Raw genomic sequence first — 23,920 nt, 5'->3', positions numbered from 1 at the left:
CGGCATTTTTTTTATTTATATTCAATATACTATGGTTGCTGTATTAATAATTTCATTGTAACAGGCTTACCTTTGTTATTTGCTATATGTAAGAAGTATATTCCATCTTGCAAAAGATGAACTGGCACTTGATACGTATCAACACCCGAAACAATTACATCCTCTGCCCCTATTCCACTTATTAAGCGGCCCTGTTGATCGTATAGGTTAATTCCTAACATCATAAAATCCTCTGGTTGATTAAGAATTCTAATATTAGCTACACCTTCCGTAATAGGATTCTTTTCAAGGATATAACCCATTTTATCTCCTTCAATAGTCTCCGAAACCGTAATCGTCACCGTATCTGAATGCGTATTTCCACCTGCATCCGTAACAGTAAGAACTACTTCATAAGTTCCATTCTCTACAAAAGTATTAGCTGCATCGCTCAAAGATGAAGTCTTACCGTCCTTAAAGTCCCATAAATACGTTGTAATATCCCCAACCGAATTACTCCCTGTAAAAGTTACTTCCAAAGGAGATACCCCTTCTGTTGGTGCAGCTTCCGCCACAGCTAAGAGTCCATTTTGAGGAACTAGCGTTACTGAAACATCATCAGAAACTACTTCACCTTCATCATCGGTAACGGTTAATCTAAATACATATACTCCTTCTTCCATATCACTCACTGAGAGTTCAGGAGTTGTGTTTCCGCTTAAAGTAGCCAAATTAGGTCCGCTTTCTTGAGTCCATTCAAAGGTTACAGTGCCACCATCAGAATCAGATCCTAACCCTGAAAGTACGGTGCTATTTTCCGGTGATGTTAACATTTGGTCATCTCCCGCATCTACTACAGGAGCTCCTTCAACTACAGGCTCAATAATTTCAATACCTGATATTTTAGGGAATTCGGTAACAGGGGTCAAAGTTATAGTCAAGCTACCATCAGCTACATTTATACCACTAAATGTTTCAATAATAGCCGTTGCAGCCCCGCCGGCCTCTACAAAAATATCATAATTCTCTTTTTGCTGTTGTCCTTCAATATCAATATTGAACACTCGAGAACCAGCTCCACCCGTTGACCCATCTCCCGGTACACCATAATAGATTTCTGCAAAGTGTAAGTTTAAGCTATGTTCACCATTAGTAACCGGTATTTCATAAATTAAATCCCCTTGGGTTCTGTATCGTTCGGTTTGATACAATACATCGTTTTCAGTATTCGCTATTTCAATTGCATTTGTTAAGGTTGCTCCTCCATTTGAATATTGATCTGTTGCCCAACTTACACCATCATAAATATAGTTAGGACCTCCACTGTTAATTCGTGTAACTGTAGATAAAGTTGATTTTGTTACCGTAACACTATCAAAACCTCTATCACCCTCCTCATCAATAACGGTCAATCTAAATACATATAATCCATCAATTAGATTTGTTGCCGTTAATTCCGTTGTATTGGCCCCACTTAGAGTTGCCACATTAGGACCGCTTTCTTGAGACCATTGGTAAGACACTATCTCACCGCCGTCTGGATCCGTTGCAGATCCGGTCAAGGTTACTGCATCAGCAGAAATGATTTTATCTGTTCCTGCATTAACAATAGGCCTATCATCTAATACCGGCGGAGTTGTATTTTCGTAAATTCTGAGAACCTTATCATTAGTCCAACCATTTGAAACAACATCTAAATCACCATCCGCATCAATATCAACTACTCGTGCACCATCGTGATGTTCGTATCCTAAAGCACCATCATCCAATATAATTTTATTAAATTCACCGGAACCGCATAAATCATTTTCAAATGCTATTAAACGCTGATCACCTCGCCATTCACCTACTATAATATCTTGGTCTCCATCAAAATCAAAATCGGTAGCAAATACACTTAAACTTCCATTAACATTAGTATCTAAGTCGTGTCTAATCCATAGCTGTGTAGGGTCTGCAGGGGCCTCAAACCAAGCAAATTCTGTTTTAGCTCCTGTACCTTCTCCTCCACTACCTAAACTTAATTGACCAACAATGGCGTCTAAATCACCGTCTCTATCAAAATCTGCCAATTGAGCACGGTCTGCTGTAGTAGAATAAGCGTTATTTACTCCAGTATCAAATTTTTCGAAATTTAAATTTCCATTATTACGCAACCAATTTACCCCTTGAAATAAATCAAGATCACCATCTCTGTCTATATCACCAGCTTGAATATCTTCTCCAGACGACTCGGAGCTAATGTCTACTAAACTCCACATTTCGGTAGTAATGTTATTAGAAGGAGTCAACATTTGAATAGGAGAATCTGTAGATTCCGCCCCATTCCAGTTTATCGCCATTCTATAAGTAGCTGAATTATCAAACACACCACCCGCAATACCTGCCAAGAAGGGTTCTACATAGTCCGTGTTACCCTCAGGGATATTTTGATATACTGTAAAATTACCACTACCATCATTTTGAGCCCATACTAATTGAGCTCCCTTATATTCACCAGTGGTACCCAACAAATCCATATCCCCATCATTGTCAAAATCATAAACATGCGCTACATTCCTAAATACGCTGCCTATTTCATTTTTTGCCCATTCACCAGAAGCAATCCCTGAATTTTTATACCACCAACCTCCTGTAACAATATCTTTTAGACCATCACCATCCAAATCATAATCAGCGAAAGTATAAACTACAACATACGGATTTTCTGCAAATTCATGCACCACCCATGATTCAGGAAATGGAGTGACATTACAAGTAATTAATCCCGTAACATTTACTACAACTTCATCATAAATACCTGTACCTGTGTGATCCGCATTAAATAACTCAATTTTTATAGTATGTTCACCATCGGATAAGTCATCAATTGGAATTGGATCATAACCATAGTATTTATCTATTAAGGTACCGTCTATAAAATAATGCACATGGGTATCGTCTTCATTTATAGTCCAATTTTCCACTCTAAAAGCTACCTCAAAAGGCTGATTTACATCCCAACCGTTTGAAGGAGAAGTTATTGTTATATTTGAATCTGTTGGTGTACTTTCTTCGAAAGTATCAGGTGATAATACTTCTATTGCATTTATTTTCGCACTTTGCTCTACTCCGTTTATATAAATACTTGCAAAGCCATCAGTAATGGAAACGTTGTTGAATTCCTTTACTAAAGCCGTTGAAGGATTTGTTTCTTCCAAAATATCAAAATTGGTCAATACTTGTTCACCTTCAATTACAACATTAAATACTCTTGTTCCAGCACCTTTATCCAATTGATTCTCATCTACACTAAAGAAAATTTCCGCAAAATGCAGGCGAATATCATATTCCCCAGAAACACCAACCGGAATATCATAACCATACCCCCCTGAATTCGGGCCATAGCGTTCACTTTGATATATGGCATCATTTGTTGTCCCTTCAATATCTATGGCTTTTGAATAAGTATAACCACCATTAAAGTAGGCATCAGCAATAAATGTATTTCCCTCAAAGACTACTTCGTTTCCACCTGCATTTATTCGAAGTTCTTCGAATACCATAAACGATAAATTATCGCTCACCATAATAATACTACTCGTATTTTCAACATTAGATATATTTATGGAATAGCTTGTTCCAGCAGACAAGGATGAGGTAGTAAGTAAAACCGTTCTGCTATCCGGTTGCAAAACTGCTGATGAGATGGTAACTCCATTTCCAATAGCATAGTTAGCCATATTTTCTGCTGAAGCCTGGTCTACATACTCTGAAAACAGTACACTAACCGCAGAATTTCCAACAGATTGAACCGCTTTAACAGTTGGTGCTGTATTATCAGTAGAAACTCCAGCTCCTGTAAACTCTACATAGTTTAATCTAAAAATATCTTGTGCACTTGAGTTGTTCTTAAAAACAAAAAATAAATCGTTCTTTCCACTAGGGGCTGTTATTGGAGTTTCCACTCTAATCCATTCATCATTATCTCCTGTTGAAGGAACTTCAGTTGTTGCTATTACATTCCCTGTAGGGCTACCTACCCTTAATTCGATTGTACTGCCCGAATTATCCGAAGCCACTAAATATTTTACACCGGTGATATTTTGTAAATTTCTTCCAGAAAAAGAAATATACCCGTTATTATCTACTTGTAAGGCTTCTGAAGCACCTTCAAGTTCGTAACTATTTTCAATTATGGTAGTGCCACTTTGTGTATCATAATATTCTGCCTCTTTTCGCTTTGGATGCAATGTAATTTGATCTCTAGATATCAGTCCTCCCGCATCTGTATAGTTAGCGTTTAATACATAGTAAATGTCCATCTCACCATCTATATCATGTCCTGTATCATTTAAATTCAAACTGGTTCCACAAGCATCGATTGTGTTGTCATCATGAAAATGGTTTAAGTGACCTAAAGATGGTATAACATTCACATCAGTACAATCAATATCGCCTTCTTCAGGGTCATTTACATTCAGGTCAAATACAAAATCATCGTTCCAACCAAATAGTCCTCCATCTGGTGGCGAAGCAAAATCAAAATTTGCCTTAGAATTACCCGCATATATAGTGATTGTTTTGGCACCAACAGCTCCATCAGGATCAGTAACTTTTAATTGCGCTGTGTATGTACCTGCAACAGTGTATGTATGTGAAATATTTTCGGTCGTATAATCCACAGTGCCATCTACATCAATATCCCAGGCAAAAGTTAATGGCGTATCTCCATTAGGATCAGTAGTATTTTCACCAGTAAAATTAACTGTTAGCGGCAAAGGTCCGTTGGTGACATTAGCCTGCATCTTAACTGATGGAGGTGAATTTGTTGTAATTCCTGTATAATCTACTCGTATAAGTCGACCGGTTCCCACATCATCTGGACAGCAACCTGCACCATAGGCCAATATATATAACTTACCATCAGGGCCAACTTCCATATCAATATAACCGTTTTTAGAATTACCCGTCCCAGGGAAAACAGTTTGCGTTAATTGCGTTTCTGTAATAATATCTCCATTGGCATCCATTTCAACGGCCCATATTTGACTCGTGTTGAAATCGTAATAAAAAAACAAACCGTCAAACTCGATTGGCAACCTTTGATCATCCAACAATTCAGAATCATACCTGTACCTAAAGCCGGCCAAATAACATTTGTGAAATTTTTCGATCCATGCTTCTTGAGCAGGTGGTAGATTAGTAGCGCCCGTATTCCATTTAGATATGTTTACTGGAGCAGCAGGGTCATTGTAGTATGGTATGTCCGCATAATCTATTTGATACGCGTACTCTTCGCTAGGATCATTATCCGCTCCTGAAAAATAAGGCCACCCATAATTACCCGGAGCCTTTGTCAGATTAATTTCATCCAACCCTTTTGGGCCAAGAACATTGTCAACATTTGCATCTGGACCAACTTCCCCCCAATACAACCAATCGTTTTCTTCATCTACATGTATACGATAAGGGTTTCTCGCCCCCATTACATATATTTCAGGCCTTCCTTCCGCAGAAGTTGCGAATAAGTTACCCGAAGGTACTGTGTAACTACTACCCGCACCTGGTTTAATTCGTAATATTTTCCCTCTTAAATCATTTGTGTTTGACGAAGCTTTCTCAGCACTCATATCTGAAACTTCTTCATCTATAGGGGCATATGGCCTTGGGCCATATGTGGTGTTATCCCCTGTAGCGATAAATAAGTTTCCTTGAGAATCAAAATCCATATCACCACCAGAGTGAAACTCTGCGGTTCTACTGGTAGGCCATTGAATTATTATCTCTTCAGAAGAAAAATCTATAGCATCTCCAACCACGCTAAATCTGGATACTCTATTTCCTATAAAATCTAGAGGAGCATAATGTAAGTATATTTTATTGTTCAATTCAAAATCCGGGTCGACCGCTATACCCACTAAACCGTCTTCTAATTCATGAAAAACGGGAAGCACACCTCCTGAAACAGTAATCTGTGTATCCGGCTTATAAATTAAAATTTCACCAAACCGATCCAATATAAAAACACGACCATCAGGAGTAAATGTAAAACTTGTAGCATTTGCTAAACCCGTAGTTAAATCAGTTTTCACAAACTCAGTTGGTAACTGTGCTTGAATTCGTAAATTCCCTAAAAAAAAGATTATAAAACAAGGTATTAATAAACTTGTAGCGTAATTATGTTTCATACTAAATAGTATTTGGCTTTTCTTGTAAAAATGTGCTATTCAAACAATTAACAAATATAATCTAATAACAGTTTAAGACCTTAAAACCCTACCTCTTTTCGTTAAAATAGGATTGAATACCGATAACTCACCATAGGCTATGCCTCTAGTTAGTCAAGAAATTTCTTTTAGTTCCGTAGTCCTATTCTTAAACAATAGAAGGGTGTTTATAGAAACTTGACATTTTGGGGGAAGATTGCAATGAATATATGACTAAAATACTGATAAACTCTAATTACCAAGAGAGCTTTTGTTCTTCTGACAAAAAGTAAAGCCCTGAATTTCTTCAGGGCTTTACTAAAATTATGAATTAAAAATATTTTAAAACTTCCACCACTTTTTCTGGGTTTTACCATAGCCGTAGCCATATTTACCACCATAACCCAAATTAGAAGAATCTACATCATTCACTACAAACGATAGCCCTTTTATCTTTCCTTCCTCCTGAAGTTTTATCGGATACTCTACAGCAGTTGTTTCTGTGACTCCTGCCCTTGTCACATACAACAAATGATCTGCATACTCACTAATAAGAAGGGTATCTGTAACCACCATTAATGGAGCTGTATCCACAATGACATAATCGTATGTTTCAGAAACTTGGGTAAATAATTCTTTTATTCTATCACTCATTAATAGTTCTGCCGGATTGGGTGGTATTCTACCAGAATATATAACGTCTACCGTATTTCTATGCACTAACATTGGATTAACTATATCTCTAATCTCTATAGTGTTGTCATACAAATACTCTGTAAGTCCCGCATCCTTATTTCGGGTTGGCTTTTGCATTTTATCAACTCCTCCACTTGAGAAGAATGTGTACAACTTGGGGTTTCTTATGTCTGCCCCAAGTAAGAGAACCTTCTTATTTGTACTAGCTAATATCATTGACAAATTTGTGGAAAGAAAAGTTTTACCCTCACCAGGAACACTGGAGGTTACAAAAACTATATTACTTTTACCTACCTTATTGCGCTTTGATTTTATCAAATAATCTAAATTGGTACGTATAATTCGTAAAGACTCTGCTAGTACAGACCTATCTTCCTTAACTACAAACTTTTCATCCTTTTTGGTTAATCTAGGCAATTCCCCTAAAATAGGTACATTTTTAACCAACTTATCTAAGGTGTGCATATTATGCACTTTGTTATCCAATAAATCTTTAGCATAAATAATACTAAAAGGAACTAACAAACCTAAGATAAAAGATGCTAAATAGATTATAGACTTTTTAGGGGAAACTGGTAACTTGCTGACACTGTAGGCTTGGTCTACAATTTTGGATTTAGGTGAACTAGAAGCTGCTGAAATTTGTGCTTCTTCACGTTTTTGTAAAAGATACAAATACAAAGATTCTGTAGTTTGTTGCTGCCTGGTAATGTCCCTTAAAGCTCGCTCATTAGCCGGAGAAGAATAAATCTTTCTATTAAATCGAGCCTGTTGCCCGCTTAAAGAATTTACAGTAAGGCCTAAATTGTTTACCGTACTACTCAAACTAGACTGCATACTACTCTTTAAACCCGCTATCTGCTGATCAAGGTTTACAATCACCGGGTTTTTCTCATTAGAACTTTTCAGTAGTCTTTTCCGTTCCAAAACTAATTGATTGTAACGATCTGTAGTACTTGCTATGGTAGGATCGGAAAGTCCTATATTAGTTGGCAGAACTTCATAGCTATTCTGCTGCTGAACCAAATCCTGCATAGATGCCGCCATGTTCAATTGATTACGAGCATTAGCCAGTTCTTGTTGATTGGCGACCCCAACATTTAGATTTACATTAGCTTCAGCTGCAATATCCGTCACACCTTTTTCAGTTTTAAAATCCTGTGCAGACTGATCAACACTTGATAAATCAGAAGAAATATTTGCAATTCGCTCATCTATAAAGTTAGACGTACGATCCGCAATAATTTGCTTATCCTCTATAGCATTTTCATTATAAATTCTGACCAATGCGTCAAGAATATTGGACGCTTTTTCCCTAATTGGATCTTCTAAGGTTAAATTAACAATATTACTGAAATCTCCAGGATTGGAAATTAAGATACGTTTACGATAACCCTGTGCAACATCCTCTATTGGCAAAATAGAAACCCTTAGTTTTTTGTCCTTGAAACTTTCGAACACGCCTACATTAGGAGTAATAACAATGTCTCCAATAGATGTTGAGATGTTCTTTCCAAAAGCAAAAATTTTTACCGGCTTATCTTCCTCCTCTGTATAACCAAAAGTTGTTGATGAGCTAATCGTTATAAAAAATTCCAAGTTAGCCCTATTCAGAACAGAATCGGCTGCAATAAAACTTAAATTTACCGGAGGAGTTTTATATAGTTCTGTTTCCTTTATATTTCCCTGTACTAATATTTTAGTATTTAAATTTAATTCCTTAACTACACGTATTAAGTTGGAACGAGAACTTATAAGTTGTAATTCGTCTTCTATTTTATTTTTACCTCCTCCTAACAGACTCAAATCTTGAAAAACATCCAGTTCTGACCCAGAAGTTTTATCTTCTAAAATTTGAATTTGCGTTTGAACAGCATATTGAGGGGTAGCATATCGTATGTAGACAAAAGCCATAACCAATGCTATTGCGACTGACAATATAAACCATTTTAAATGTGCCGTATAGGTATTAAGAATCTCCTTTAAGTCAAACGAGTTGTCCGACATGGATTTTTGAGTATTTACGCTCATTTTATGTATTTAATAGAGTAACTGTAGACTTTAGTTAGTTCTAGTAATTAAAAGCACTGTTGAAGTAATTAATAATGAAGCTATAGAAACAGCAATTCCCATCCTGGCATCAAGTGTTGAGGATTTAATTGCCGAATTATTTGGCTCTACATACACCACATCATTTTGCGTCAAATAATATACAGGCGAACTCAATGCCTCTTTTTTAGTTAAATCGATTCGAGTATAAACTTTTGTCCCGTCAAAATCTCTAATTACCATAACATTTTCACGCCTACCCTTAATGGTCATATCACTTGCAAGACCTAAAGCTTCTAAAATAGTTATACGCTCACCATCTACAGGATATGTTCCCGGTCTATTAACCTCTCCTAAAACAGAGACACTGAAATTACGTAATCTTATATTAATTATAGGGTCTTTCAAATAATCAGAAAGTTTATTTCGTAATAAAACACGAACCTCTTCCCCTGAAAGTCCAGCTATTTTAACCTTTCCTATGACTGGAAAATCAATTTCACCATCTTTATCAATTAAATAATCTACCTGTTCTGCTCGAATACCTCCCTCAGATGCGCCTCGCAATAAATTAAAAGGTGCACTGGCTTCACTATCCAAAGTTGAAACGTAAATACTAATTAAATCATCAACCTTAAATTTTGGGGTGAAACTATTTTTATCTACCAAAGTTTCAAAATCTCCTGTATTCTGAAAATACACAACTTCCTTTCTTGAAGCACAGGAAGATAGCAAAACAAGGGATATAATTAAAATGGGTAAAGCATTTTTAAATGATTTAAATATATCGGTTGATATCATACTTTTTTTGGACATAGCGTATATAATTTTCATGCAATAATAACGAATTAAAAAGTTATAAGACTTTTTTAAGTGGATGATTCTTAGTCACAACTTCTTTCTTCTTATCCAACGAGCAGAGTTCTGAATTATTGGAAATAAACTCAGGAACAATCTCTTTCATCAAACTTACCGTACTTTCATTGAAAAACATGTTGGAAACACATAGTTCATCAATTCTAGATCGGACAGAAATATAATCAAGTGACCTTGTTTTACCGATCATGATTTTCTTATGATAGGTAGGCAAAGTATTTTCACCATTTGCCAATAATTCTTCGTATAATTTTTCACCTGGGCGCAAACCGGTAATCTTAATGTCTATATCCTCCGGATATTTAAGTCCAGAAAGCTTTATCATGTTTTTGGCTAAGTCAAATATCTTAACAGACTCGCCCATATCAAATATGAATATTTCACCACCATCACCCATTGCTCCTGCTTCCAATACCAATTGAGAAGCTTCTGGTATGGTCATAAAAAACCGAGTAACATTCTCATGTGTCACAGTTAGCGGACCTCCTTTATCTATTTGTTTTTTGAAAAGTGGTATTACTGAACCATTTGATCCTAAAACATTTCCAAATCGGGTTGTAATGAATTTCGTTTTTCCTTTTTGTTGCATACAACTAATATACATCTCAGCAATTCGTTTCGTGGCACCCATAACATTTGTTGGGTTCACGGCCTTATCCGTGGATATAAAGATGAATTTGTCAACATTATGACTTATCGATAAATCAGCAACTACTTTCGTACCCGCTACATTTATTTTAATAGCTTCATATGCGTTATATTCCATTAATGGAACATGCTTATATGCTGCAGCATGGAATACAATGTCTGGCTTATACTCTTGGAAAAGATTGTTAAGACGATTCTTATCCCTAACATCACCAACAATAGGCATAAAATTATGAAATCCATTTTGCTTTAGTTCCTGTTGCAAGTCATAAAGTGCAGATTCCGATTGATCAATAATAATCAGTGATTTATAATCGTATGTACATACCTGACGTACAATTTCACTCCCTATTGATCCAGCGCCACCGGTAACTAAAACGACCTTATTCTTAACTTCTTCGGATATTTTAGAGTTTTTAATATTGATTGGAGCTCTATCTAAAAGATCTTCAATTTGAACTTGTTTAATTTGGGACACTTTTAATTCTCCATTGATCCATTTTTCAACTGGAGGCACAATTTTGACCTGTACTGGAAAATCTACAAGACCCTCAACCAAATCCTTAAGACCTTTAGGGTCGATATTTTGAATTGAAAAAATGACTTCTGAAATACTATTTTTAAGTATAAAATCTTTGTTAAGTACATCTTTATGAAATACTTTAACGCCATTAATTTGTTTTCCTATTTTCTTGTCATCCTCGTCTATATAACCTACAACCCTAACCCTACTTTTCGTATGATTAACAAGGGCGCTTTGAGTTAATATTCCCGACTCACCTGCTCCAAATATTAAAACGTTCTTATTTACCTTAAAATCACGAGCCATAAAATTGCTGTAAAGTGATTTAAATACATATCGAGAAGCCGTTAGGGCTACAAAACTTAACAAACTGTGAATGATAATGATACCTAAAGGAACTGTAAAGTTTTCAAAAACACCTAGTTCACGATTAAATAACACCATTGAAATCAATAGTATACTGGATAAGCAGATAGCATTGAAAATGTTATAAACGTCCCTTACACCTGTATGACGAACCACACCCTTGTAAGAACCCGTAAACACAAAGGATGCCAAGGCAATTAAGGATATGATAGGTAATTGAACAAAAAGCTTGTCTATATCAAAATCTAATGTAAGGTTGAATCGTATGATGTATGATAGTACAAAAGAGATAGCTATCATTACGACATCAATACTCAAAACAAGCCATTTAGATGCGTACTTATGGGCATTATTTACTACATAGTTTTTTATCATCAGATTAAATTTTGGTTAGTATAAGCTCTACGATTCTTTTAAGATCGCTCTCTAAAAGGTTAGAGCCACTTGGTAAACAAAGGCCTCTATTAAAAAGGTCTTCAGATGTACCATCACTATAATTTGGGTATTCAATAAAAACCGGTTGTAAATGCATAGGCTTCCACAAAGGTCTTGATTCTATATTTTCTTCTAATAAGGCCAACCTGATTTCTTCCCTTATTTCAAAAGAAGGAGTTAAAATACAAGTCAACCATCTATTACTTGAGTAACCGCTAGGCTCATCCAAAAATTCTACTTCAGAAAGATGCGCTAGGTGCTTTTTATAAAAAGTATAATTAAATCTTCTTTGGTCAACTCTAGATTGCAATACTTCCATTTGACCACGACCAATACCCGCAAGAATATTACTCATTCTGTAATTATAACCAACTGAAGAATGCTGATAATGAGGCGCATCATCTCTAGCTTGTGTAGCTAAGAATACTGCTTTTTTCTTTATGGCCTCATCTTTAACAACCAAAGCTCCGCCACCAGATGTAGTTATAATTTTATTTCCGTTAAAAGACAAGATTCCTATGGCACCAAGAGTACCACATTTTTTATCTTTGTAGTAGCTTCCCAATGCTTCCGCACTATCTTCCACCACAGGAATGCCGTACTTTTCGGAAATTCGCGTTATTTCATCTGCTTTATAAGGCATACCATATAAGTGAACTGCAACAATGGCCTTAGGCTTCTTGCCAAGTGCTATTCGCGCCTCTATGGCTTCTATAAGTAATTTTGGAGAGATATTCCAGGTGTCTTTTTCACTATCTACGAATATTGGCGTAGCGCCAAGATACATAATGGGATTAGCTGAAGCGGAAAAAGTAAAACTTTGACAAATTACTTCATCGCCACTTGTGACGCCTAATATTTCCAATGCTAAGTGAATAGCCGCAGTACCTGAGCTAAGCGCTGCCACGTTGGTGTTACCACCTAAAAACTCAACAATAGATTTTTCGAAGTTGTCTACATTAGGACCCAAAGGGGCTACCCAATTGGTATCAAAGGCCTCTTGAACATATTTTTGTTCGCCCCCGCCCATGTGTGGTGAAGACAGCCATATCTTTTCTTTAGTAATAGTTTTCAATTGAAATTGGTTTATAGTTCACTTTATTTGGGGGTGCCTAGATTATCTCAAACCTTGGCCAAACATATAAATATAATCTAAAAATCACTAAAAGTTCTTTTAAATTATCAAATACAAAACTAAACCTTAACTCTAAAATCTCTAATTTATCTTGTTGTACGCCTTAAAAATTCGGCTAATCGCACTAAAAGCCTTAACTCTTAGTCTAGTTATTCCTACATAGTTACGTTTCAAACCTACTAATAGACGTGATATTGATAAGCCAACCAACTAAACTACTTAAACTATCCAAGCAACGCACAACGCTGCAAACTAAAAATCAAATACTTACAAAAAAGAAGCAAACCAATTTTAATGACCGCTCCTTTTATATTTATGAATATCTAAATTACTTATTTAAATCCTATTATAATCCTTAAAATCCTTATGTTCCTTTTTATATAATTCATCTTCCGGTAAAGACTTAAAATATTCATAGGTCTTTTTCATACCCTCCGCCCTTGAAACCTTAGGCTCCCAACCTAAAATTTCTTTAGCCTTAGAGATATCTGGCTGTCTCTGCATTGGATCATCTTGTGGTAATGGTTTGTAAATCACTTTTTGACCAGTTCCCGTTAATTTCACTATTTCCTCTGCAAAGTCCTTAATGGTAATCTCATGCGGATTACCAATATTAACAGGCAACGCATAATCACTAAGCAACAGTCGGTATATACCCTCAACTTCATCATCTACGTAACAAAAAGAACGTGTTTGACTTCCATCTCCAAAAACGGTCAAATCCTCACCTCTTAATGCCTGTCCTATAAATGCAGGTATTACCCTACCGTCGTTTAAACGCATTCTAGGTCCATAAGTATTGAAAATACGCACAATTCTAGTTTCCAAACCATGAAAACGATGATAGGCCATTGTAATTGACTCTTGAAACCTTTTCGCCTCATCATATACTCCTCTTGGGCCAATAGTATTCACATTACCGTAGTACTCCTCAGTCTGAGGATGCACCAAAGGGTCTCCATATATTTCCGAAGTCGAAGCAATTAATATTCTTGCCTTTTTGACCTTAGCCAGACCTAAAAGGTTATGGGTGCCCAGTGCACCTACTTTTAAGGTTTGAATAGGAATTTTAAGATAATCGATTGGGCTTGCAGGCGATGCAAAATGTAAAATGTAATCCAACTTCCCGGGAACACTTACAAATTTAGTGACGTCATGATGGTAAAATTCAAAATATTCCAATTTGAATAAATGTTCAATATTACGTAAGTCTCCGGTTATAAGATTATCCATTGCTATAACATGATAACCTTCTTTTATAAATCGATCGCATAAATGAGACCCTAAGAAACCTGCTGCTCCGGTGATGAGTATTTTCTTCATTTCTTACTTTTAATATTTAGGTTCAAATCACGCCACTTAGGTTTGTGCTGTAAAACCAGAATAATTTATCAATATTGATATAATAATTTCCACGAATATAAATACAATGCGTTAAACAAAGGGCGATTTTTCTTCAAAAAACTATGAACTTCCTATATTTGGGACGAAAGACAAACAATCTAATTTAACATAACGGTCGTATATAATTTCGGACAACTTGTGGCGTTGTATCAATACAAGATGAATAAAACAATTATATTAATATAAAGTGATTATTAATACACTTCCAAAACTTTCAATTTTAGCACATAATCCTATTAATATCTTTTTAACCGATAAAATGCATGGAAGTTTTGAGTTATTTAGTAATCTTTGCAACCAAATAAAATGAACCCAGTCATGAAGAAAGTAAATAAAATATGCTGTATTGGTGCAGGATATGTAGGTGGACCAACTATGTCCGTAATTGCTAGTCAGTGCCCTGAAATTACGGTAACCGTTGTAGATATCAACCAAGCTAGAATAGACCAATGGAATGATTCTAATCTTGATAATTTACCCGTTTACGAACCAGGTCTTAAAGAAATCGTTGAGAAAACCAGAGGGAAAAACCTCTTTTTCACCACAGAAGTAGATAAAGCTATTGATGAAGCTGAAATTATTTTTATCTCTGTAAACACACCTACCAAAACCTACGGAAAAGGAAAAGGACAAGCTGCAGATTTAAAATTTGTTGAACTATGTGCCCGTAACATCGCCAAAGTGGCCAAAACAGATAAAATCGTAGTAGAAAAATCTACATTACCAGTTAGAACTGCAAGTGCAATCAAAAGTATTCTGGAAAATACCGGTAATGGAGTGAAATTTGAAATACTTTCAAATCCAGAATTTTTAGCGGAAGGAACAGCTGTTGAGGATCTTTTAGAAGCAGACCGTGTGTTAATTGGTGGTGATGAGACACCATCAGGACAAGAAGCGAAAGATACATTGAGTTCGATATATGCTCATTGGTTGCCTAAAGAAAGAATTCTTCAAACCAATGTTTGGTCTTCAGAACTTTCAAAATTAGTAGCTAACGCATTTTTAGCACAACGCGTTTCTTCTATTAACGCTATTTCTGCATTATGTGAACGAACTGATGCTAATGTTGCGGAAGTTTCAAGAGCTATTGGAACAGATAGTAGAATTGGTTCAAAATTCCTTAACGCCTCTGTTGGTTTTGGAGGATCATGTTTCCAAAAGGATATCTTGAACCTAGTCTATATCTCCAGAAGTTTTGGCCTTACAGAAGTTGCTGATTATTGGGAGCAAGTAATTATAATGAACGACTATCAAAAAAGACGTTTTGCAGAAAATATCATTTCTACCTTATATAACACGGTTTCTGGCAAAAAAATCGTTTTCTTCGGATGGGCCTTTAAAAAGGACACCAATGACACAAGAGAGTCTGCTGCCATTGATATAGCAAATGCTTTACTAGAAGAAAAAGCTGAAATTGTAGTTTATGACCCTAAAGTTTCAGCAGATAGAATTTACGCTGATTTGGATTATTTAGAGACACGTACTCCTGAAGAAAACAGAAAGCTCTTAACTGTTGTTACAGACCCTATGGATGCCGTGAAAGATGCACATGCCGTTGCTATTCTTACAGAATGGGATGAATTTAAGGGCTATTCTTGGGAAACAATTTTTGAAAAAATGCTGAAACCTGCATTTGTATTTGACGGTCGTCGTTTATTATCAAAAGAGGAAATGGAAGCAAAAGGTTTCCAATATTACAAAATAGGACAATCATGAAAATTCTAGTCACCGGAGCCGCCGGTTTTATAGGATATCATCTTTGCGAAAAACTACTTCTAAATGGATATGAAGTTGTAGGACTGGATAATGTTAATGATTATTATGATATAAATTTAAAATATGCGCGATTGAAACAATTGGGCATTGATCAAAATGATGCCAAAGTTTTTCATAAGAAATCTTACGGTTCAATATATGGTAATAAATTTTCCTTTGTTCGCATGAACTTAGAGGATAGAGAAGCTCTACCTCAACTATTTAAAGAAGAAAAAATAGACCGGGTCTGTAATTTAGCAGCTCAAGCAGGTGTTCGTTATAGTATAGAAAATCCAGAAACCTATATTGACAGTAATGTCGTTGGCTATCTGAATCTATTAGAATGCTGCAGACACAATAAGATTAAACATTTAGTGTATGCTAGTAGCTCTAGTGTATATGGTTTAAATGAGAAAATACCGTTCTCAACTACAGACAGCGTTGATCATCCCATAAGCCTTTACGCCGCAAGCAAAAAAAGCAATGAGCTCATGGCTCACACTTATAGTCATTTGTTTCATATTCCAACAACCGGACTTCGTTTTTTTACGGTATACGGGCCATGGGGAAGACCGGACATGGCATTATTCCTTTTTACAGATGCGATTGCCAACGGAAAACCTATCAAGGTTTTTAACCATGGTAAGATGGAAAGAGATTTCACTTATGTTGCTGATATCGTTGAAGGTGTTTTTAGAACGCTTACGGCTCCGGTCGAAAATAGAGATTTGTATAAAATCTATAACATAGGGAATAACAATGCTGTTAAACTTACAGATTTCATTGAAGCTATAGAAAACAGCATGGGACAAAAAGCTGAAAAGAAACTTATGCCAATGCAACCAGGTGATGTAGAACGTACTTGGGCCGATGTTGATGATCTTATTAGAGATTACGACTATCAACCAAATACCTCTGTATCCGATGGTGTTCAAAAATTTGTTGATTGGTATAGGGAATATTACAATGTGAAGAATTGATGATTCATCAACCATAAATTTAAAAAGGCTCAAATTCAATAAACATTTGAGTCTTCTTATTTTTATTACTTTTCATACCATGATCAATGTCACACAACGAAATTAAATTTTATCAGAATTTACAATTTCAGTAAACGTGAGATGCCAGATTTATTAGGTCAAATCTATGTGAATCACTTTTAAAAATTGGCAGTCAGGTGATTTTCCTTGACAATTTTGCTACAGTCAGAGGTAAAAATATAAACTCCTTTACAGGTAATGCTAATTTTACACTAATTGAAGGTGGTATTCGTGACCTAGAGATTGCGAAGAAGTTTGTAAAAATATTAACTACTTTTTACATCAAGAACCATTAGAGTCTCTTTCGTAATCTATAAAGAATCTTGTCACAAGTAATGACGCTAATGTATTTAGCTTTTTGAATATCTTAATTGCAGCTCGTAACGCAAAAATAAAGTAGTTTGTTTATGCTGCAGGTCCTTTTACCTACGGAGATTGAATATCTAGGCTTGAAGTTGAAGATAAAATAGGCAAACTCCTACTACTTTATAATCTTACAAAATACACTATTGATATACCGAATTGGAAGATTAGAGTTATGTTTCTTAATCTTTTTGAAAAACCTCAAAATCCCAATATAGACGATAGTTTTTCCAGGGGTTTCATTTATATAGATAAAGTGGTTGAAATGAATTTGAGAACTCTCGCAACAAATATTAAAAAAGCTATAAATACTATTTACAATGTTGCTTCCAGCGAATTTACTAATGTCAAAGAATTAACTAAATTTTTAAAAGAATATTTAAGTACTTATAGCGCTAAAATTAAAAATATCAAAGTAACTTACGGCCTTGAAATAGAAGGTGATGTAACTCATTATCTTAACGCTATCATTAAAGCATGTAAAAATTAGGGCTACAACCCATAATACAGTAAAAGTACCGGTCAAAAATCAGCAATGGACTGGTATAGGAATAATTTAAAATTAAAAAGAAATAATGAGCACACAAAAAATAGCAATAATCGGTCTGGGCTACGTAGGCCTTCCCTTGGCACGTTTGTTTGCTACTAAATATCCTGTTATTGGTTTTGACATCAATCAAAAAAGGATTGAAGAACTTCAATCTGGTAAGGATTTTACTTTAGAGGTAAGTGATGAAGATTTAAATACTGTTCTGCAAAAAACTCCTAATTTTGATAAAGGTCTATATTGCACTTCTAAATTAGAAGACATTTCAGATTGTAATTATTACATAGTTACCGTACCAACACCGGTTGACAGTACCAATAGACCTATTTTAACCCCACTGTACAAGTCAAGTGAGACTGTTGGGAAAGTTTTGAAAAAGGGTGATTTGGTAATTTATGAATCTACTGTTTACCCAGGTGTAACCGAAGATGAGTGTGTCCCAGTTTTAGAACGGGTTAGCGGCTTAAAATTCAATAAGGATTTTTTCGTGGGATACTCGCCAGAACGAATCAATCCAGGGGACAAAGAACATACGGTAGAAAAAATTCTTAAAGTAACATCAGGCTCTACTCCTGCTATTGGAAAAAAAGTAGATGATCTCTACGCTTCAGTAATTACAGCAGGCACTCATTTAGCACCTACTATTAAAGTTGCAGAAGCTGCAAAAGTTATTGAAAACTCACAGAGAGATATTAACATCGCTTTTGTTAATGAGTTGGCTAAAATTTTCAATTTAATGGAAATCGACACTACTGCTGTGTTGGAGGCGGCAGGCACCAAATGGAACTTCCTTCCTTTTAAGCCAGGTTTGGTTGGTGGTCATTGTATTGGAGTTGACCCTTATTATTTAGCTCAAAAAGCCCAAGAATTTGGCTATCACCCCGAAATTATATTAGCTGGCCGTCGTATGAATGACGGTATGGGCAAATATGTCGCTTCCGAAGTAATTAAACTCATGGTTCAAAAAGACATCAAGATAAAAGGAGCTAACATTCTTATTCTTGGTATTACTTTTAAAGAAAACTGTCCCGATGTCAGAAATACAAAAGCTGTTGATGTTGCTAACAACCTAAAAAGTTATAGTACCAACTTAACTATATATGACCCATGGGCCTCCAAGGAGGAGGTGAAAAGAGAACTGAATCTTGATATGGTATCTACTTTACCTGAACAAAAATTTGATGTTATAGTATTGACCGTTGCCCACAAGGAGTTTCTAACGCTTAATCTTAGGGATTCTTTAAAACCAGAAGGGATATTATATGATGTTAAAAGCATTTTAAAAGGCGAAGTGGACGGACGCTTATAACAATTCCATCTTCAAAAAAATTATTCAGTTTAAAAGGTATGATGCAGAAGTCATACCTTTTTTTGTTGCTAATTTTAGAAAAAACCGACTCTCTCCTACTTTTTTAGAATAAATAAATCTGAAATTAATCCTAAGATATTTTTTAGGAAAACGAAATAGCCCAAATCCCGAACACCTCTTCAAAACGTTTCAACTTCATGGAAAACTTAACATTTTGTTGCATTTCATCGATTAATTTCTTAACAAAACGTTAAAAAAATAAAGCTTAAACGTCTAAAGTCTGGCTTTTAGACGTACTGTATCTTGTGTTCGATAAACAGTAGATTTTAACACTTTTAGTGCTTTTCATCGATTATTAAATATTTTTCATCGAAAAAAACGATTTATATTAATTTGTTTCTATTTTTGGCCGCCTGCATTTCATCGATAATATATGTTATTAAACGATGTTATATTTTTAGCAGCCTCAATAATTTAAGAAAAATTAACTTTTTAACCCACTTATGAAGTTTAGCACCACTACCCCAAACAAATCTTTTATCTGGTTTGCACTTGCTTTTCTAATTGTAATAATATCCTGTACTAAAGATACTGAACTACTAAAGGATGCAGTCTTAAACGAACCTTCTAAGGTAGTTAAGGATGCAGATAGCAAAAATGCCTCGGAAGAATTGACAGAAGAAGAAGTTCTGGAAGAAGAAGTCTTGATAGAAGAGGAAATCATTGCAGATATAATATTCGAAACGAGAACTACGGTCTTCACTCCTATACATGACGCACATTTACAAAGTGGCAAAGGATACAATCAAGATTTGATTCGTTTGGAAGAGGGGAATAGAGAAAGCTATCTTATGTTCGATTTAAGTCAAATCGATTCTATTGGTGGGAGTTTAGAAGAGATTCATTTTGAATTTACGATTAGTAATGACGACGGTCATGGAACCATATCTATACTAAAAGGAGAATCTACAGATTGGTCCGAACATAGCATTACGGAGATTACGGCACCACAATCTGACACATTATTAGGTTCCACAAATAAAATTTTTCAAATCAATCAGACTCACGAAATCATTTTAGATGAAGAAAAGGTAGGAACAGAAGTAATTACCTTGGTACTTAAACATGAAGACGGTAATGATTTAGCATTTGCATCAAAAGAGCATGACACAAAAGAAGGACCAAAACTTGTGGTTACCTACAGTGCTCCACAAGATGCTGAAGCTATAATTCAAGAAAACGAAAACATCTCGATAATCACTTCTGAGCCAGAGCCTATATCCGACGAAGAAAATCAAGATGAAACCGCTGAAGAGACAGAAACTCCAAACGAAGTAGAAGAAACAGAAGAAGAAGAAGAAGAAGAAGAAGCTGAAACTCCTAAGGAGGAAGAGGAAGTGCCAGTAGAGACTCCTAAAGAAGAAACAGAGGAAGAGGTTGAAACTCCTAAAGAAGAAGAGGAAGCGCCAGTAGAGACTCCTAAGGAAGAGACAGAGGAAGAAGTTGAAACTCCTAAAGAAGAGGAGGAAGAGGAAACACCGGTAGAGACTCCTAAGGAAGATGAAATTAAACCCCCTGTAACCAATCCTGTTGAAAACCAATCTCCTATTGCAGCAGTAGATGCTGCCCCTTCTTCGGGAACTGCACCACTTAAAGTTAGTTTTACGGGTAATAATTCTAGTGATGATCAAGAGGTTAAAAACTATGGTTGGAATTTTGGCGATGGTAATTCTTCCAATCAAGCAAATCCTTCTCACACATTTGAAAAAGCGGGTACATATAAAGTAAGCCTGACAGTGCAAGATGCTCAAGGGAAAATTGATACCGAAGAAACTACTATTACAGTAAAAGCTAAGAAAAACAGTGCCCCTAATGCAAATGCATCTGCAAATGTTACTAAAGGGGAAGCTCCTTTGGAAATTCAGTTCAAAGGCAGCGATTCTACGGATGACAAAGCTATTAAATCTTATTTATGGGATTTTAAAGATGGTAGTACGGCAAACAGTAGCAACCCTTCTCATTCCTTTAAAGCAAAAGGAACATACAATGTTATTTTAACGGTTACTGATGAAGAAGGACTAAAAGACTCTGAAACCATTAGCATTACAATTACTGAAACAGAAAACGCTGCTCCTAATGCAAAAGCCTCTGCAAATATTACAAAAGGGGAAGCTCCCTTGGAAATACAGTTCAAAGGCAGCGATTCTACGGACGACAAGGCTATTACATCCTATTCATGGGACTTTAAAGATGGTAGTACTGCAACCAGCAGCAATCCTTCCCATTCTTTTAATGCAGAAGGCACATATAATGTTGTTTTAACTGTTACAGATAAAGAGGGACTAAAAGATTCCGAAACTATTACGGTCACAATTACCGAAACAGAAAACGAAGCTCCTAACGCAAATGCATCTGCAAATGTTACTGAAGGAGAAGCTCCGTTGGAAATTCAATTTAAAGGCAATGGTTCTACTGACGATAAAGCTGTAAAAAACTACTTTTGGGACTTTAAGGATGGTAGTACCGCTACAAGTTCAAATCCTTCGCATTCATTCAAAAGCAAAGGTACGTACAATGTGGTATTGACAGTTACTGATGAGGAAGGGTTAAAAGATTCTGAAACTATAACCATTACCATCACCGAAACCCAAAATGAAGCTCCTGTGGCGGTAGCTTCTGGTACACCTTTAACAGGGTATGCCCCCTTGAATGTTCAATTTAGTGCCAATAACTCTACTGATGATACAGGCATTACAGGGTATTTCTGGGATTTTAATGATGGTTCTACAACAACAAATAAAAACCCTTCCCACGATTTTGCTAATCCGGGAACTTACAAAGTAGAACTTTCTGTAAAAGATAAAGATGGACTGACCCATGCCACAACTATTGATGTAAAAGTGAATGAAAGACCTGTGGACAACGGTGGCGGAGATACTGGTGGTGGTGACACTGGCGGTGGAGATACAGGTGGTGGTGACACTGGTGGAGGAGACACTGGAAGTGGAGATACTGGCGGAAGCTCTGGAAACTACCCTTCAAATGCTGTTTTCGCATCTGATTTTGGATTTAACTCTAGTGATGGAACGGATGCTGTCTATAAAGCGTTAACCTCAGGAAGTTCGTATGTGGTCATTGACAAACAAAGCTCAGACTGGATTGTTAAACCCTTAAAACTGTTTAGACTTAAAGATATGACAATAGTATTTGAGTCTGGAGTAACCTTGAGGGCCAAATCTGGAGCATTCTCTGCATCTAGTAGTATATTATTTCAACTAGTTGCCGCTGAGAATATCAAAATAGAGGGGAATAATGCAGAACTTAAAATGATTAAATCAGAATACAATAGTATGGAAAACAGACACGCGTTTTCTATCGACGGAGGGAACAATATTACCGTTAAGGATTTAATTCTAAAAGACAGTGGAGGCGATGGCATGTATATTGCGGGCGGTTATAATGCCAATTATTCAAAAAATATTACATTAGACAATATTACATGTGAAAATAATCGCAGACAAGGGCTTAGTATCATCAGTGCAGAGGATGTTTGGATTAAAAATTCAGAATTCAATGGGTCTAATGGTGCAGACCCAGAGTCTGGAGTTGACTTAGAACCAAATGACGCCAGTGAACGACTGGTAAATATAAATTTTAGTAATTGCAAATTTTCTAACAATGACAGTCATGGCTTCCTAATTTCAGTTGGCAAACTTACCAGTTCATCAACTCCTATTTCGGTTAATTTAAGTAGTTGTACGTTCAGTAATAATACAAAATCTTCTTCTTCAGGAGTAAGTGATGCAGAACTTATGATTCTCCAAGGAGATCATAGCAACCCTGTTAAAGGAACGGCTACTTTCACCAATCTAAAATTCAACGGAAGTAAATCTCGGATAATCAAAGCAAAAAAAGCTGCTGATGCTTTTAAAGTTATATTTAAAGACTGTTCCGCCTATAATATTTCTAGTTCAAATTATATTATCGAACTAGAGGCGCTAGGAGCAGACACAACTACAGGTAATTTTGAATTTAATAATTTTTACCTAGAGTATAACGTAAACCTTCCTTTTATGAATATCAATGCTCCAAATACAAATCATACTGTAAAGGATATTCAAGGCTCTTTTACGGTTAAAGAACCTAATGATAATCCATTAACCTATGGACACGGTTATAAATCGAGTACGAATGTAAATGTCAACATTTCTTACAATCATATCGATTAAATTGTAAATACCCTCAAATAATTCATAGTACTTGCGAAAACGAAATGTAATTAACACCTATAGGCTTATATTAGGCGTTATTTGCATTTTGTTTTCAAATAAGGTGAAAATAAAAAATTTACCTAGCCAATTTTAAGAATGAGAAAGTAAGTTAAATTGCATTCTACCCCTATTGCCATTTATTTAATTGGTAAGTAGGAAATAAATAAGTTAAACCCTTTCGTTATTCTTTGAAAGTATATCTTTACATTTCTAAAAAAATTAGAATTCTGTGCTTTTTAACTCAAATGATTTTTTAATATTTCTTCCCATAGTTTACGTTTTATATTGGCTTCTTTTTAAGGTTAATTTAAAGGCGCAAAATTTAGTGATACTAGT

General features: G+C 35.7%; 11 protein-coding genes. 5 read left to right on the top strand and 6 right to left on the bottom strand.

Going from position 1 to position 23,920, the window contains the following annotated elements; genetic code table 11:
* Positions 1–29: 29 nt before the first annotated feature.
* From KO521_RS03030 to KO521_RS03005, 6 genes are all read right to left on the bottom strand, one after another.
* Positions 30–6,149, bottom strand: coding sequence for a malectin domain-containing carbohydrate-binding protein (locus KO521_RS03030; protein WP_215938420.1), 6,120 nt, complete (start codon positions 6,147–6,149; stop codon positions 30–32).
* Between the two features lie 360 nt (positions 6,150–6,509).
* Positions 6,510–8,894, bottom strand: coding sequence for a GumC family protein (locus KO521_RS03025; RefSeq protein ID WP_252729833.1), 2,385 nt, complete (start codon positions 8,892–8,894; stop codon positions 6,510–6,512).
* Positions 8,895–8,924: 30 nt separating this feature from the next.
* Complete coding sequence (locus KO521_RS03020) at positions 8,925–9,728, bottom strand: polysaccharide biosynthesis/export family protein (protein WP_436801482.1); 804 nt, start codon at positions 9,726–9,728, stop codon at positions 8,925–8,927.
* 40 nt (positions 9,729–9,768) lie between these two features.
* Positions 9,769–11,700 (bottom strand): polysaccharide biosynthesis protein, encoded by a 1,932-nt coding sequence (locus KO521_RS03015; RefSeq protein ID WP_215938419.1) that lies wholly within the window; start codon positions 11,698–11,700, stop codon positions 9,769–9,771.
* 4 nt (positions 11,701–11,704) lie between these two features.
* Positions 11,705–12,790 carry an aminotransferase class I/II-fold pyridoxal phosphate-dependent enzyme gene (locus KO521_RS03010; RefSeq protein WP_215938583.1) on the bottom strand — a complete coding sequence of 362 codons (1,086 nt, stop codon included), beginning with the start codon at positions 12,788–12,790 and terminating at the stop codon, positions 11,705–11,707.
* Between the two features lie 441 nt (positions 12,791–13,231).
* A complete protein-coding gene (locus KO521_RS03005; protein ID WP_215938418.1) occupies positions 13,232–14,218 on the bottom strand; it encodes a UDP-glucuronic acid decarboxylase family protein in 987 nt (328 codons plus the stop codon).
* A 399-nt stretch (positions 14,219–14,617) separates the two neighbouring features.
* Here KO521_RS03005 and KO521_RS03000 point away from each other — a divergent pair, with 399 nt between their 5' ends.
* The 5 genes from KO521_RS03000 to KO521_RS02980 all read left to right on the top strand — a co-directional run bounded on the left by KO521_RS03000 (position 14,618) and on the right by KO521_RS02980 (position 23,542).
* Positions 14,618–16,015 carry a nucleotide sugar dehydrogenase gene (locus KO521_RS03000; RefSeq protein WP_215938417.1) on the top strand — a complete coding sequence of 466 codons (1,398 nt, stop codon included), beginning with the start codon at positions 14,618–14,620 and terminating at the stop codon, positions 16,013–16,015.
* Positions 16,012–17,034 carry an NAD-dependent epimerase gene (locus KO521_RS02995; RefSeq protein ID WP_215938416.1) on the top strand — a complete coding sequence of 341 codons (1,023 nt, stop codon included), beginning with the start codon at positions 16,012–16,014 and terminating at the stop codon, positions 17,032–17,034. The genes KO521_RS03000 and KO521_RS02995 overlap by 4 nt, the downstream gene beginning before the upstream one ends.
* Before the next feature lie 598 nt (positions 17,035–17,632).
* A complete protein-coding gene (locus tag KO521_RS02990) occupies positions 17,633–17,947 on the top strand; it encodes a hypothetical protein (RefSeq protein WP_215938415.1) in 315 nt (104 codons plus the stop codon).
* Between the two features lie 85 nt (positions 17,948–18,032).
* Entirely contained in the window at positions 18,033–19,313 is a 1,281-nt protein-coding gene (locus KO521_RS02985; protein WP_215938414.1) for a nucleotide sugar dehydrogenase, read from the top strand.
* 503 nt (positions 19,314–19,816) lie between these two features.
* A complete protein-coding gene (locus KO521_RS02980) occupies positions 19,817–23,542 on the top strand; it encodes a PKD domain-containing protein (protein WP_215938413.1) in 3,726 nt (1,241 codons plus the stop codon).
* The last annotated feature ends 378 nt before the right edge of the window (positions 23,543–23,920 follow it).

Source organism: Zobellia uliginosa (assembly GCF_018860745.1).
GTDB lineage: Bacteria > Bacteroidota > Bacteroidia > Flavobacteriales > Flavobacteriaceae > Zobellia > Zobellia uliginosa_B.
This window is presented reverse-complemented; position numbering and strand designations above follow the sequence as displayed.

Coding starts and splice junctions, on each gene's coding strand:
- KO521_RS02990 (WP_215938415.1), top strand. CDS start 17,633: ATGTTTCTTAATCTTTTTGAAAAACCTCAAAATCCCAATATAGACGAT.
- KO521_RS03015 (WP_215938419.1), bottom strand. CDS start 11,700: ATGATAAAAAACTATGTAGTAAATAATGCCCATAAGTACGCATCTAAA.
- KO521_RS03025 (WP_252729833.1), bottom strand. CDS start 8,894: ATGAGCGTAAATACTCAAAAATCCATGTCGGACAACTCGTTTGACTTA.
- KO521_RS03020 (WP_436801482.1), bottom strand. CDS start 9,728: ATGTCCAAAAAAAGTATGATATCAACCGATATATTTAAATCATTTAAA.
- KO521_RS03030 (WP_215938420.1), bottom strand. CDS start 6,149: ATGAAACATAATTACGCTACAAGTTTATTAATACCTTGTTTTATAATC.
- KO521_RS03010 (WP_215938583.1), bottom strand. CDS start 12,790: ATGGGCGGGGGCGAACAAAAATATGTTCAAGAGGCCTTTGATACCAAT.
- KO521_RS02980 (WP_215938413.1), top strand. CDS start 19,817: ATGAAGTTTAGCACCACTACCCCAAACAAATCTTTTATCTGGTTTGCA.
- KO521_RS02995 (WP_215938416.1), top strand. CDS start 16,012: ATGAAAATTCTAGTCACCGGAGCCGCCGGTTTTATAGGATATCATCTT.
- KO521_RS03005 (WP_215938418.1), bottom strand. CDS start 14,218: ATGAAGAAAATACTCATCACCGGAGCAGCAGGTTTCTTAGGGTCTCAT.
- KO521_RS03000 (WP_215938417.1), top strand. CDS start 14,618: ATGAAGAAAGTAAATAAAATATGCTGTATTGGTGCAGGATATGTAGGT.
- KO521_RS02985 (WP_215938414.1), top strand. CDS start 18,033: ATGAGCACACAAAAAATAGCAATAATCGGTCTGGGCTACGTAGGCCTT.